This window comes from Rhodococcus rhodnii NBRC 100604 (genome assembly GCF_001894925.1).
Classification (GTDB): Bacteria; Actinomycetota; Actinomycetes; order Mycobacteriales; family Mycobacteriaceae; genus Rhodococcus_F; species Rhodococcus_F rhodnii.
Map to the genome: position 1 here is coordinate 186575 of NZ_BCXD01000003.1, position 13254 is coordinate 199828.

At 71.8% G+C, this 13254-nt stretch carries 14 protein-coding genes; 3 read left to right on the top strand and 11 right to left on the bottom strand.

Annotated features, from left to right (window positions below):
• The first annotated feature begins 55 nt into the window (after positions 1–55).
• Both RR1_RS03105 and RR1_RS03110 read left to right on the top strand, forming a co-directional pair.
• Positions 56–637, top strand: a complete 582-nt coding sequence (locus RR1_RS03105) for a hypothetical protein (protein ID WP_010839676.1) — start codon at positions 56–58, stop codon at positions 635–637.
• On the top strand, positions 634–1236 hold the full coding sequence (locus RR1_RS03110; RefSeq protein ID WP_010839675.1) for a hypothetical protein: 603 nt from the start codon (positions 634–636) through the stop codon (positions 1234–1236). Before RR1_RS03105 ends, RR1_RS03110 begins: the two co-directional genes overlap by 4 nt.
• Before the next feature lie 15 nt (positions 1237–1251).
• Here RR1_RS03110 and RR1_RS03115 read toward each other — a convergent pair whose 3' ends face one another.
• The 4 genes from RR1_RS03115 to RR1_RS03130 form a co-directional block, all read right to left on the bottom strand.
• Positions 1252–1986 (bottom strand): polyprenol monophosphomannose synthase, encoded by a 735-nt coding sequence (locus RR1_RS03115; RefSeq protein WP_040774751.1) that lies wholly within the window; start codon positions 1984–1986, stop codon positions 1252–1254.
• A gap of 112 nt (positions 1987–2098) precedes the next feature.
• Complete coding sequence (locus RR1_RS03120; protein ID WP_010839673.1) at positions 2099–3325, bottom strand: SPFH domain-containing protein; 1227 nt, start codon at positions 3323–3325, stop codon at positions 2099–2101.
• A 45-nt stretch (positions 3326–3370) separates the two neighbouring features.
• Positions 3371–3802, bottom strand: coding sequence for an NfeD family protein (locus RR1_RS03125; protein ID WP_040774750.1), 432 nt, complete (start codon positions 3800–3802; stop codon positions 3371–3373).
• 68 nt (positions 3803–3870) lie between these two features.
• A complete protein-coding gene (locus RR1_RS03130) occupies positions 3871–4683 on the bottom strand; it encodes a DUF3097 domain-containing protein (protein ID WP_010839671.1) in 813 nt (270 codons plus the stop codon).
• Positions 4684–4749: 66 nt separating this feature from the next.
• On the opposite strand from RR1_RS03130, the gene RR1_RS03135 reads away from it, so the two are divergent.
• Positions 4750–5568, top strand: coding sequence for an Rv1486c family protein (locus RR1_RS03135; protein WP_010839670.1), 819 nt, complete (start codon positions 4750–4752; stop codon positions 5566–5568).
• A gap of 12 nt (positions 5569–5580) precedes the next feature.
• Here the strand turns inward: RR1_RS03135 and RR1_RS03140 are convergent, their stop codons facing one another.
• From RR1_RS03140 to RR1_RS03170, 7 genes are all read right to left on the bottom strand, one after another.
• Positions 5581–7101: a Mur ligase family protein gene (locus tag RR1_RS03140; protein WP_238559063.1), complete on the bottom strand. Its 1521-nt coding sequence runs from the start codon at positions 7099–7101 to the stop codon at positions 5581–5583.
• 86 nt (positions 7102–7187) lie between these two features.
• Complete coding sequence (locus RR1_RS03145; RefSeq protein WP_010839668.1) at positions 7188–8240, bottom strand: ferrochelatase; 1053 nt, start codon at positions 8238–8240, stop codon at positions 7188–7190.
• A gap of 59 nt (positions 8241–8299) precedes the next feature.
• Positions 8300–9097 (bottom strand): NADH-dependent enoyl-ACP reductase InhA, encoded by a 798-nt coding sequence (gene inhA / locus RR1_RS03150; protein WP_010839667.1) that lies wholly within the window; start codon positions 9095–9097, stop codon positions 8300–8302.
• A gap of 61 nt (positions 9098–9158) precedes the next feature.
• Positions 9159–9890 (bottom strand): 3-oxoacyl-ACP reductase FabG1, encoded by a 732-nt coding sequence (fabG1, locus tag RR1_RS03155; protein ID WP_010839666.1) that lies wholly within the window; start codon positions 9888–9890, stop codon positions 9159–9161.
• Between the two features lie 73 nt (positions 9891–9963).
• A complete protein-coding gene (locus tag RR1_RS03160; protein WP_010839665.1) occupies positions 9964–10944 on the bottom strand; it encodes a VWA domain-containing protein in 981 nt (326 codons plus the stop codon).
• The gene (locus tag RR1_RS03165) at positions 10941–11900 is read right to left on the bottom strand and encodes a DUF58 domain-containing protein (protein ID WP_010839664.1); all 960 of its coding nucleotides are present in this window, start codon (positions 11898–11900) and stop codon (positions 10941–10943) included. Before RR1_RS03165 ends, RR1_RS03160 begins: the two co-directional genes overlap by 4 nt.
• The gene (locus RR1_RS03170; protein ID WP_081634231.1) at positions 11897–13204 is read right to left on the bottom strand and encodes an AAA family ATPase; all 1308 of its coding nucleotides are present in this window, start codon (positions 13202–13204) and stop codon (positions 11897–11899) included. The genes RR1_RS03165 and RR1_RS03170 overlap by 4 nt, the downstream gene beginning before the upstream one ends.
• Between the last annotated feature and the right edge of the window lie 50 nt (positions 13205–13254).

Below are 13254 nucleotides of genomic sequence, written 5' to 3' on the forward strand. Positions count from 1 at the left end.
AAGCAATCAAGCTTCAAGCCTTGATTTATAGAAGTCCACCTTCTAGCCTGGACTCGTGTTCGTCCTCACGATCGATCAACGCGGCAGCCGCCGTGACGTCGATCGTGTCACCGACCTGCTGACGACGCTGCGCGACATGCCGGTCGTCCGCGCATTCCAGCGCACCGCGGGCGACGAGATCCAGGGCGTCGTCGAGGACGCCACCGTCGCCGTCGACGTCGCTCTCACCGCAGTCGACGACGGCCACTGGGCCGTCGGCATCGGCGCGGGCCCCGTCGAACTCCCCCTGCCCGCCGAAACCCGCGCCGGCCGCGGCCCGGCGTTCGAGGCCGCGCGCGACGCCGTCGAGCGCGCCAAACGCGCCCTCACCCGCACCGCCGTCACCGGACCCGACACCGAGAGCGCACACGACGCCGACACCGCGCTCGCACTCGTCGCAGCGATCCTCGACCGCCGCTCCCCCGACGGCCGCAGCGCCGTCGCCCTCATCCGCGACGGGCTCAACCAGACCGAAGCCGCGACGCACCTCGGCATCACCAAACAGGCCGTGTCGCAACGACTCGCCGCCGCAGGATGGGCACTCGAGACCCCCGGGCGCACCCTCGCGGCCCGACTGCTCGAACGGAGCGACCGATGATCGCACTCGTCGTCGTGGCGCTCGCCGTCGCGGCCCTGTCCCCCGCGCTGCAGCTCACCAGGGCTCCGCGAGTGGTGCCGCCACTGCTCGCGCTCGGCGCACTCGCCGTCGCCGCGATCACGACCGCCGCCGCACCGCCCGCCCGCGGTGTGATGCTCGCGCTCGTCGTCGTCGCCGCGGCGGTCGCGGCCGTCGCCGCGGGCGGCCCGCTGGTCCTCGCCGTCTTCCGCATCGCGCGGCGCACCACCACCCGCACCGACGATGCCCGGGACACGGAAGATCGGCCCCGCAGCGACGGGCCGCTTCGCCGTGGCGACGACGGGCCGCTTCGCCGTGGCGACGACGGGCCGCTTCGCCGTGGCGACGACGGGCCGCTTCGCGGTGGCCGGGTCATCGGCGTCCTCGAACGCGCCGCGGTCGCCGCCGCAGTCCTCGCCGGCTGGCCCGAGGGCATCGCGATCGTCCTCGCCGTCAAGGGGCTCGCCCGCTACCCCGAACTCCGCGAACCCCAGGCCTCCGAACAGTTCATCATCGGAACCTTCACGAGCGTGCTGTGGTCGCTCGGCGCCGCCGCCATCGGCCGCGTCATGCTGACCTGACCGGCTGCAGCACCATCACTTACGGAAGCGGAGCTTCCAGGGAACCACTGCGGACTCGAGCTGCACCGCGAGACTCATCTTCGAGACGCCGTCGCTGCGCTCCTCGAACCGGATCGGCACCTCGGCGATCGACAGTCCGCGGCGCACGACACGATGGTTCATCTCGACCTGGAACGAGTAGCCGTTCGACCCGACCGACTCGACGTCGATCGCGCGCAGCGTGTCGCCGCGCCACGCCTTGAAACCGGCGGTCGCGTCACGCACCCCGAGCCCGAGGATCGTGTTGACGTAGCGATTCGCGAACGTCGACAACGCCTTCCGGTGCCACGGCCACTCGCTCGCCGTCGCACCGCCCGGCACGTAGCGCGACCCGAGCACCACGGCGGCGTCGGTCGTCGCGAGCACGTCGAGCATCCGCGGGATCGCCTCGGCGGGATGCGAGAGATCGGCGTCCATCTGGATGACGACGTCCGCGCCCTCCGCGAGCGCCCGCGCCATCCCCTCGACGTACGCGCGGCCGAGGCCGTTCTTCTCGGTGCGATGGAGCACGGACACCGGGACGGGGCCGTCCACGGCGAGCTTCTCCGCGACGTCACCCGTGCCGTCGGGCGAGTTGTCGTCGACGACGAGCACGTGCAGGTTCGGCACCTGCTGCTCGGCGAGCCGATCCACCAGCTTCGGCAGATTGTCGCGCTCGTTGTACGTCGGGACGACGACCGTCACCTTCGCGGGTTCCTCGGCTTCGCTCACTGCTTCCCTGCTCACCTTCGCACTTCGATTCCGCGACCTGGCCGGCGCGACCACGCTTCGGACACGTCGCTGGGCGCACCCCGAGGTGCGCCCAGCGACGGTACCCGATCGTTCAGTTCGCTCCGTCCTCGGTCGGCGGCACCGGCGGCACCGATCCGGCCTGCAGCTCCGCTGCGGCGTCCGAACCGCCCGAATCGCGCGATTCCGCGGCCTTGCGGCGCAGGACTGCGGCCTGGTTCGGGTCCTCGACCGGGCGGCGAGCCTCGACCTCTGCCTTGCGCAGCGCCTCCATGATCGCCGGATCCGACTTCGTCTCGAACCACTCCGAGACGTCCTCGGTGTCCTCGGCGGGACGCGATTCGGTGTCGTCGTGCGGGGGCGGCTCGAACCGGAAGACGCCGTCGTCGCCCGGGCTGCCCATCTTGCGGGCGAACGTCTCGAGCGCGTCGCCGAACTGGCTCGGCACGACCCACATCTTGTTCGCGTCGCCCTGCGCCATCTCGGGCAGCGTCTGCAGGTACTGGTACGCGAGAACCTCGGGCGTGGGCTTGCCCGCCTTGATCGCGGCGAACGTCTTCTCGATGGCCTTCGCCTCGCCCTGCGCCTCGAGGTAGCGCGCCGCGCGGTCACCCTGCGCCCGCAGGATGCGCGCCTGACGCTCGCCCTCGGCGCCGAGGATCGCGGCCTGCTTCGCGCCCTCGGCGTCGAGGATCGCGGCCTGCTTGGCGCCCTCGGCCGTCTTGATCGACGACTCGCGGTTGCCCTCGGCCGTGAGAATCATCGCGCGCTTCTCACGGTCCGCCTTCATCTGCTTCTCCATCGACTCCTGGATCGACGGCGGCGGATCGATGCTCTTGAGTTCGACTCGCGCGACACGCAGGCCCCACCGGCCGGTCGCCTCGTCGAGGACGCCGCGCAGCTGGCGGTTGATCGAGTCGCGCGAGGTCAGGGTCTGCTCGAGCGTCATGCCACCGACGACGTTGCGCAGCGTCGTCGTGGTGAGCTGCTCGACACCCACGATGTAGTTGTTGATCTCGTACACCGCGGCCTGCGGGTTCGTCACCTGGAAGTAGACGACGGTGTCGATGTTCAGAGTCAGGTTGTCCTCGGTGATCACCGGCTGCGGCGGGAACGACACGACACGCTCACGCAGATCCACCTTGGCGCGGATCCGGTCGATGAACGGAACGAGGAACGTCAGCTGCCCCGACACCGTGCGCTGATACCGGCCCAGCCGTTCGATCACCGCGGCATCGGCCTGCGGGACGAGCGAGACGGACTTGGCGACCAGAACCACCACGAACAACACGATCACGACGAGTGCGATCAATGCGGCCATCTACACACTTCTCTCTTTCCGGTCCGCGGCGGCGCTCGCCCGGACCTACGGTCCCCTCCAGACGACGGCGGTCGCGCCGTCGATCTCCATCACAGTCACGGTGCTGCCCTCGGGATACGACTCGGTGACGTCGAGCGGACGTGCGGTCCACTCGTCGCCGTCGAGCTTGATCCGGCCCGAGTGCTGTGCAACGTCTTCGAGCACGAGTGCCTGCTTGCCCGGCAGCGCGGCCGTTCCGGTCTGCGTCGGCGGCGGTGTCGCGAACCGGCGCTTGAGCGCGGGTCGCACCGCGACCAGCAGCAACAGCGACGACGCACCGAACACGAGCCCGTCGACCCACACCGGGAAGTCGGTCACGGCGCTGAAACCGGCGGCGGTCAGCGCACCGCCCGCCAACATCAGCAGAAACAGTTCGCCCGCAAGTGCTTCGGCCCCCGCGAGCACGACGCTCGCCACGAGCCACATGAGTGCAGCCACGTCTCCCATCTAACCAGACGGACGAAACCCCCAGGTCTCGGCGGTGTGAGGACGGCCATGCCGACCGGTCACTCGGTGACGAAATCGACCAGCCGCTCGACGGCGCCGATGAGCGGCGCCTCGAGATCGCGGAAGCTCGTCACGCCGCCCTGGACCCGCCGCCAGCCGTCCTGCGGCGTGCCCCACCCCAGCCGCCGGCAGATGCCCGTCTTCCAGTCCTCGCCGCGCGGCACGACCGGCCACGCCTCGATACCGACCGAGGCGGGCCGTACCGCCTGCCACACGTCGACGTACGGGTGGCCGGTCACCATGACGTGCGGGCCGAGGCCGGTCGTCAGCGCGGTCTCCTTCGATCCCGTGACGAGGTGGTCGACGAGCACACCGACGCGGCGTCCCGGTCCCGGTCCGAACTCGTCGAGCCGCTGCGCGAGATTGTCGAGCCCTTCGAGCTGTTCGACGACGACGCTCTCGACGCGCAGGTCGTGTCCCCACACGCGTTCGACGAGCGCGGCGTCGTGCACGCCCTCGACCCAGATCCGACTCGCGCGCGCCGTCCGGGCCCGCAGCCCCTCGACGCGGGTCGAACCGGACGCGGAGCGCGTCGGCGACACCGCCGGGGCCGGTCGCGGCCGCGTCAGAGTCACGGGCGCGCCGTCGACGAGGAACGCCGCTTCGCGCATCGCGAACAGCCGGGTGCGTCCCCTCGCATCCTCGAGCCGCACGAAATCACCGTCGTAGGTGCGTTCGATCCCCACCACGGCGCCGCAGAACCCGTCCACCGCGTCCTCGACGACGAGTTCGCGACGCGCCTCGACGACGGGCGCCGTGCGCCGGGCGCGGCGGGGGTGGCCCGCGAAGATGTCGCCGTATCTCTCGCTCACGGCATCCGACCGTAGGGCAGGCGCATCGGCGGCGGGTGTCGCCACGCCGTCTTATGCTGGATTGTCGTGACCACCCCCGCGACATCCTTCGCCGCCTGGAGCGCGTCCTGGCTCCGTGGCGAGAGCGCACCGGACGACGTCGTCGACGCGCTGCTGCGCTGGGCGCCCGTGCACATCGTCTTCGCGCAGGACGCCGTGTCGGCCGGCCGCACCGGCCTGCCCTATCCCGAGCCCGCCGACACCGGTGTCACCGCGCTGCTGCACGCGGTGCGGCGCGCGACGGCGGACCGCCCGGACGCCGAGGTGGTACTCGTGCTGCCGACCACGGGCGACGTGCGCGGCCTGCCCGCGGGCACCCGATTCGCCGCTGCCGCCCTCGGTGCGGGCAGCGGTGTCCTCGTCGGGCCGCCCGGCGAGCCGGGAGTCGGCATCGTCGCCGCAGCCGAGGGGCAGGACGTCCTGCGCTGGACCGTCCACGACGTCCCCGAGATCCCGCTCGCGCAGGACACGAGCACGCTCGGCGCGGCCGAGTACGCGATGCGGGAGGCCGTGCGGTCGGCCGCGACGGCGGTCGCCGAGCTCTCCGTCGTGACGCACTCCCCCGACACCGCGCGGCGCGCCGTCGCCGCGGCACTGACCGAGGCCTCGCTGCACACCTGGCCGGCGTCCTTGCCGCCGCGTGCTCAGCGCATCCTCGACTCCGCCGATCATGTCGACGCGATCCTCACGGCCGCCGACGGCGTCACGGGCGCGCAGGGTGTGGACGGCGCCTCGGCCCGCGGGCTCGAGCATCAGCTGCGGCCGCTGCGCACGGCGGTCCGTACCGCACGCACCGCGGCGATCAACGCGAGCGCCCGCACACGGCGGCCCGCGCCGCCCGCCTGAGCCACCCGCCGATCACCGCGTTCGGGGCCGGTCCGCCACGATCGCGCCGTGCAACTGGGCGTGATCGTCGAACCGGACGACACGCGATCCGAACCGCTGGACAGGGTCGGTGCCGCGGCCCGCGACCACGACGACGTCGCCCGGCCCCGCCGCGGTGACGGCCTCGTCGAACGCCGTCCGCCGGTCGGGGATCTCGACGACCCGCGTGTGCGGGTCTCGCACCTCGTGCGCGCCCGCCAGCACGGCCGCTCGCAGTGCGGCCGGGTCCTCGTCCTCGGGACTGTCGTCCGTCACCACGACCAGGTCGGCGTACTCGGCCGCGGCACGTCCGAGCGGGGCACGCTTGGTGTGATCGCGGCACCCCCGCGCACCCAGGACGAGGATGAGCCGGCCGCTCGCGAGGGTCCGCAGATACGGCAGCAGGGCCCGCTGCCAGTGCGGGTTGTGCATGTAGTCGACGAGGGCGAGATACCGCTGGCCCGCCCACACCGGCTCGCAGCGTCCGGGGACACCGTGCATCGCCGCGATGCCGGCGGCCGCGGCCTCGACGTCGCGCCCGTCCGCGAGCAGGGCCGTGAGTGCGACCACCGCGTTCGCGACCTGATGGGGTCCGAGGGTCGTCAGCGCGACGGCGACGTCGCCGCTCGGCGAGTGCACGACGAACCGCGATCCGGCCCCGTCGCATTCGATCCGGTCGGCGTACACGTCGGCGGCGGGATGCCGCAGCGAACACGTCCACGTCGCGACACGCGTGGTGGCGGCGAGCCGTGCACCGTAGGGATCGTCGATGTCGATCGCGGCGGCCGCGGTGCGATCGGGGGTGAACATCGCCGCCTTCGCCGCGAAGTACTGCTCCATCGAGCCGTGGTAGTCGAGGTGGTCGTGGCCGAGGTTCGTGAAGGCCATCACGTGATAGCGCGTTCCGTCGACACGATGCTGGACGACGGCGTGCGACGACACCTCCATCGCGCACGCGCCGACGCCCTCGCGCACGAAATGTGCGAGCGTGCGCTGCAGCGTGGTGGCCTCGGGCGTCGTCCGCTCGGGCACGACGTCGAGGCCCGGGCCGCGGATACAGGTCCCGCAGATCAGCCCACTCGACGCTCCTGTCGCCGTGAGTCCCGCGTCGACGAAGTGCGCGGTGCTCGTCTTGCCGTTCGTTCCGGTCACGCCGAGCACGGACAGCCGATGCGAGGGCGATCCGTGGAACCACGCGGCGAGCGGACCGACCTCGGCACGCGGGGTCGCCGTGAGCAGCGTCGGCAGCGTCCGGGCGGGCCGGTCGCTCACGACGACGACCGCCCCCGCGGCGGCGGCCTGCTCCTCGAAGTCGAGGCCGTGCCGGTGCTCGCCGGGCAGCGCGACGTAGGCGTCGCCCGCCGCGAGCGTGCGCGAGTCGTCACCGATCCCGGTCACCGCGAGACCCGCCGCGGCCGGGTCACCGACGATGCCGGTGCCGAGACGGCGAGCGAGATCCGCCACCGTGCGGACGGCGCCCGGCGGCAAGGTCGGTCGTGCGGAGGAGGAAATCACGGGGCACCGTTCGGTCCGGAAGCGAGTGCACCGATCGAATACCCGGGCCGGGCAGGGTGAAACCGGGCGGGCCGGGGCCTGATGATTCAGGTGCGGGCGGGACGCCGCGCCGCGGGCACGCAACACTGCACCGCGCACACCGCGCCGTCGCACGCCGACCCGAGTTGCGGCTCGTGTCCGAGCCGGCGGGCCGGTGCGCCGTCGCGGATCTCCCGCAGCAGTTCGACGACGAGCTGCGGGAACCGCGGATCGGTGCCGGGGGTCGCGGCGCGCACGAAGTCCATGCCGAGCTCCGCCGCGGCGTCGGCGGCCTCGGTGTCGAGATCCCACACGACCTCGAGGTGATCGGAGACGAAGCCGACGGGGCACACGAGCACACCGGGCACGCCGCGGTCGTGCAGCGCGCGGACGTGATCGACGATGTCGGGCTCGAGCCACGGCACTGCCGGCGGGCCCGACCGCGACTGCCACACGAGGTCGTACTCGTCGACCCCCGCGCGCTCGGCGATCAGCCGCGCCGCCTCCGCGACCTGACGGCTGTAGAGCCGGCCGCCGGCCGCGGCGGGGCCCGCCGCGGCGTCCGCGGCGACCGGCACCGAGTGCGCCGTGAACACGAGCCGGGCCTCGCCGCGCGTCGCCGGGGGCAGTGTCGCGGCCGCGGCCTCGACGGCGTCGGCGAACGCGCCGATCAGCAGCGGATGATCGTAGTACTGACGCAGTTTCCGCAGGTGCGGTGCGCCCTCGCCGACGGCGTCACGCGCCCTGCCGATGTCCTCGTGGTACTGCCGGCACCCCGAGTATCCCGCCCATGCCGACGTCGCGAACACGACCGCGTCGCGAATCCCGTCGTCGCGCATCCGCGCGACGGTGTCCTCGATCATCGGATGCCAGTTGCGGTTGCCGAAGTACACCGGCAGATCGATGCCCTCCTCGGCGAGCAGAGCCTCGAGCCGCGCGATGATGTCGCGGTTGAGGGCGTTGAGCGGCGAGACTCCCCCGAAGTGCAGATAGTGCTCGACGACCTCGTCGAGCCGTTCGGGCGGGATCCCACGGCCACGCGTGACGTTCTCGAGGAACGGCCGGACGTCCTCGGGCCGCTCGGGACCACCGAAGGACAGGACCAGCACCGCGTCGATCATGTCGTCGATTGCCCTCGTCTCGCGTGGCCGTGTGGGATGGGGTTACGGAGTTCGGCCGATCAGCCGGCCATCGCGTGGGCGCCGCCGTCGACGTACACGATCGACGCCGTCGTTCCCGGAAGCCAGTCGGAGAGAACCGTGCAGACCGTCTTGGCGACGGGCGTCGGGTCGTCGACGTCCCAGCCGATCGGTGCGCGCTCGTCCCACGCGGTGTTGAGTTCGTCGAGTTGCTTGGCCGGACCGGTCGCCGTACCGGCGATCGCCTTCGCCGCGAGCGTCTTGATCGGACCCGCCGCCACGAGGTTCGAGCGGATACCGCGGCCGCCGACCTCCTTCGCGACGTAGCGGTTGACCGACTCGAGGCTCGCCTTCGCGACCGACATCCAGTTGTAGAAGGGGACGGCACGCGCGGGATCGAAGTCCATGCCGACGATCGACGCGTTGTCGTTGAGGACGGGCAGCAGTGCCTTCGCGACGGCCGCGTACGAGAACGCCGACACCTCGAGGGCGGTGCTCACGTCCTGCCAGGGGGCGTCGAAGAACGGGGTACCGAGGCACGTGCGCGGTGCGAAGGCGATCGAGTGGACGACGCCGTCGATGCCGTTCGGCGCCAGTTCACGGACCCGGTCGGCGAGCGTCTCGAGATGCTCGGGGTTCTGCACGTCGAGTTCGAGCGCCGGCGGCACCGGCTGCGGGAGCCGGCTCGCGATGCGGTCGATGAGCCGCAGCCGGTCGAACCCGGTGATGATCACCGTCGCGCCCTGCTCCTGCGCGACCTTCGCGGTGTGGAACGCGATCGACGCGTCCGTGATGATGCCGGTGACGAGGATCGTCTTGCCCTCGAGCAGTCCGCCCATCGAGGTGCCTCCTGAAGTCGAAATGGGTGTGGGGATGGATCGTCCGGTGCCGGGACGCTCGTCAGTGGCCCATGCCGAGGCCGCCGTCGACCGGCAGCACGGCGCCCGAGACGTACGCGGAATCGTCGGACGCGAGGAAGCTCACGACGGCGGCGACGTCCTCGGGACGGCCGATCCGTTGCAGCGGGATCGCCTGCACGGCCATGTCGCGGTACTTGTCCTCCATCGCCGCCGTCATGTCGGTGTCGATGAAGCCGGGCGCGACGACGTTCGCGGTGATCGAGCGGGAGCCGAGTTCGCGGGTCAGCGACCGGGCGACGCCGATGACGCCGGCCTTCGAGGCCGCGTAGTTCACCTGGCCCGGTCCGCCGGCCATGCCGACGACCGACCCGAGGAACACGAACCGGCCGAACCGCGCCCGCAGCATCGAACGGGTCGCACGCTTGGCGACGCGGAACGCGCCCGTGAGATTCGCGTCGACGACCTTCTCGAACTGCTCGTCGCTCATCCGCATGAGCAGCGTGTCGTCGGTGATGCCGGCGTTCGCGACGACGACCTCGACGGGCCCCTGATGCTCCTCGACCTCGGCGAAGGCGCGGTCGACGGACTCGGTGTCGGTCACATCGCACACGACGCCGAACAGCCCCTCCGGGACGCCGGAGCCGCGATGGGTGACCGCGACCTTGTGGCCGTCCGCGGCGAGCCGCTGCGCGATCGCGAGACCGATCCCGCGGTTGCCTCCCGTCACGAGGACGGAGCGTGAGGGGCGTTCGGTTACTGGTGAGTTCGCCATGCGCAAGAACCTATCTGGTTGTCGTCGGCGGGCGATCGCGGGATCGCCGTGCGGGTGAGCGGCGCGGCGCGGGTCACGGTAGCCGTTGCCGCTGCACGAGCGACACCGTGAGGCCGGCGGCGGTCGCGAGGACACCGAGGATCAGCCAGGGCCTGCTCGCGTCGCCGCGGGTCGTCTCGTAGCCGATCTGCTCCTCGAGCGTCTCGTACACACGCCGCAGTTCCTCGAGGCTCGACGCCGTGAAGAAGCTGCCGCCCGAGAGGTTCGCGATCTCGCGGAGCGACGGATCGTCGACGGGCACCGGGATCCGGTCGCCCTCGATGTCGACGCTGCCGTAGGACGTGCCGAACGAGATCGTCGAGACCGGCACGCCCTGATCCTGCGCCTGCCGCGCCGCCGTGAATCCGCCCCGCGGATCGTCGGAACTTTCGGGCACGGTCTGTTTGCCGTCGGACAGCAGCACGATGCGGGCCGGTGGCGGCGCCTCGCTGCCGCCGATGACGGCCGCGAGCGTCGAGATCGACTGCAGCGACGTGAAGATCGCCTCGCCCGTCGCGGTCCGCTCGCTGAGCTGGAGGTTGTCGATCGCGGTCTTCGTCGCTTCCCGGTCCGTCGTCGGCGACACGAGCACGGACGCCGTGCCCGCGAACGCGACGAGACCGAGATTGATCCCGGGCGTGAGGTTGTCGGCGAACGACTTCGCGGCGTCCTGGGCCGCCTGCAGCCGGGACGGCGCGACGTCCGTCGCCTGCATCGACAGCGACACGTCGATCGCGAGCATCACCGTCGCACGATTGCGGGGAACCTTCTGTTCCTTCGTCGGTCCCGCGAGCGCGACCGTGAAGAACACCAGACCGAGGACGACGAGGATCGCGGACACGTGCTGCCAGCGCTTGCTGCGTTTCGGCGCGACGGAATCGAGCAGCGCGAAGTTGCCGAACTTCAGCGTGTCGCGCTTGCGCCGCCGCTGCACCACGACGTAGCCGGCGACGAGGGCCGCCACGACGAGCAGGAACAGCAGCCACAGCGGGCTGCGGAAGTCGGAGAGGCTCATCGTGTCCTTCCCGGCCCGAACGCCGCCCCGCCGCTGTGCTTGCGGGACGCGACGAACCGCACGACGTCGGCGATCCAGTCGCGATCGGTCGACAGCGACAGCCGGGGCGCGCCGCAGCGTCGCAACGCGCGGCCGACCTCGTCGCGGTGCGCGGCGGCGGCACGGGCGAAGTCGGCTCGCAGCTGCCCCGTGATCGAGAACTCCCGCGTCGCACCCGACTCGGGATCGTGCAGCACGACGTCACCGACGTCCGGCAGTTCGAGATCGCGGGGATCGAGCACCTCGATGGCGAGCAGATCGTGGCGCGCCGACAGTGCCCGCAACGGCCGTTCCCAGTCGAGCGGCCCGAGGAAGTCGCTCACGACGACGACAAGCCCGCGCCTGCGTTGCGGACGCCGCATCGCTTCGAGCGCGCCCGGGAGGTCACCGCGCACCCCTTCGGGCGGATGCGGTGTGGTGGCGATGCGCCGCAGCAGTTCCTGCGCGTGCGGCCGCCCGCCGCGCGGCGGAACGCGGCAGGTCTGCGCGCCCGTCGCGACGACCGCACCGATCCGGTTGCCGCCGCCGCTGGTGAGATACGTGATCGCCGCCGACCCCGCGACCGCGAGATCGCGCTTCTCGCACGCCGCCGTCCCGAAGTCCAGCGACGACGACAGGTCCACGACGAGCCACGTCTCGAGTTCGCGGTCGGCGACCATGCGACGCACGTGCGGGTGCGTCGTGCGCGCCGTGACCGACCAATCCATCTGGCGGACGTCGTCGCCGGGCTGATACGGGCGCGACTCCCCCGGCTCGGAGCCCGGGCCGGGGATGAGGCCCTGGTGATCACCGTGGAGGACGCCGTCCAGCTTGCGCCGCACCGAGAGTTCGAGGGTGCGCAGCGCGGCCGACAGTGCCGGATCGTGCAGGTTGCCGGAGTCGAACGACGGCGGCGCCCACGCGGGCCGCTCCGTCACAGCGGGCGCGCGGGGGCGGTCGCCGGTGCGGGTGCGTGCTGCGGCTGCGCCTGCGGCGCGGGTGTGGGCTGCGCGCCGACCTGCGGGAGCCCGACGGTGCTCAGTACCCGGCCGATGACGTCGTCGGGCGAGACCTCGTCGGCGAGCGCGTCGTACGACAGCACGAGCCGGTGACGCAGCACGTCGGGGATCACCTCGAGGACGTCCTGCGGCACGACGTAGTCGCGGCCCCGCAGCAGCGCGAGCGCCCGCGCGGCCGCGATGATGCCGAGCGTCGCGCGCGGCGACGCACCGTAGGAGATCCACCCGGCCACCTCGTGCAGGCCCCACTGCGCGGGCGTGCGGGTCGCGGCGATCACGCGGACGACGTAGTCCACGAGCGCGTGATGCACGAACACCTCGCTCGCGACCTTCTGCAGCCGGACGAGTTCCTCGGGGCCGAGGACACGATGCGGTTCCGGTGCTGCGACGCCCATCCGGTAGACGATCTCGCGTTCCTCGTCGACCGTCGGGTAGTCGACGAGGACCTTGAACAGGAAGCGGTCGCGCTGCGCTTCGGGCAGCGGATAGACGCCCTCGTTCTCGATGGGGTTCTGCGTGGCCATCACGAGGAACGGATCGGGCATCGGGTAGCGCTTGCCGCCGATCGTGACGTGCCGTTCGGCCATGACCTCGAGGAGCGCCGACTGCACCTTCGCTGGTGCACGGTTGATCTCGTCGGCGAGCACGAAGTTCGCGACGACGGGACCGAGTTCGGTGTCGAACTCCTCGCGGCCCTGTCGGTAGATCCGGGTGCCGGTGATGTCGGTCGGGACGAGGTCGGGGGTGAACTGCACGCGCGAGAAGCTGCCGCCGACGACCTTGGCGAACGTCTCGACGGCGAGCGTCTTCGCGACGCCGGGCACGCCTTCGAGCAGCACGTGCCCGCGCGCGAGCAGGCCGACGAGGATGCGTTCGACGAGCCGGTCCTGCCCGACGATGACGCGCTTGACCTCGTAGACGACGCGTTCGAGCACCTGCGCGTCGGAGGCGACGTCGATCGGGGACCCGGCAGCCGCCGGTGACGGGGCGGGCGACGTGCGCTTGGTGGACGGAACTGGCTGGGTGGGCTGGGTGGACGGAGCGGACCGGTTCGGCGCGGCGGGCTGTGCCTGCCCCGTCTCGCTCGGTGCGGTCCCGTCGGCCGCGGCCGCCTTCTGCTGCGCCGTCTCCTTCTGCTGCGCCGTCGCGGTCCGTTCCCCGGCCGGCCGCTGCTCGTCCGGTGATCCGGACGGCGGCGTGCTCGACGTGGCCCCCTCGGACACGGCCCCGTCCCCGTCCCGATCGTCGTTGCTGCCGCTCACCGTGCCGTCGC

Bases quoted from the DNA above. Each gene is read 5' to 3' on its own strand.
- RR1_RS03110 (WP_010839675.1), top strand. From the start codon at position 634: ATGATCGCACTCGTCGTCGTGGCGCTCGCCGTCGCGGCCCTGTCCCCC.
- RR1_RS03120 (WP_010839673.1), bottom strand. From the start codon at position 3,325: ATGGCCGCATTGATCGCACTCGTCGTGATCGTGTTGTTCGTGGTGGTT.
- RR1_RS03145 (WP_010839668.1), bottom strand. From the start codon at position 8,240: ATGATCGACGCGGTGCTGGTCCTGTCCTTCGGTGGTCCCGAGCGGCCC.
- inhA (WP_010839667.1), bottom strand. From the start codon at position 9,097: ATGGGCGGACTGCTCGAGGGCAAGACGATCCTCGTCACCGGCATCATC.
- fabG1 (WP_010839666.1), bottom strand. From the start codon at position 9,890: ATGGCGAACTCACCAGTAACCGAACGCCCCTCACGCTCCGTCCTCGTG.
- RR1_RS03160 (WP_010839665.1), bottom strand. From the start codon at position 10,944: ATGAGCCTCTCCGACTTCCGCAGCCCGCTGTGGCTGCTGTTCCTGCTC.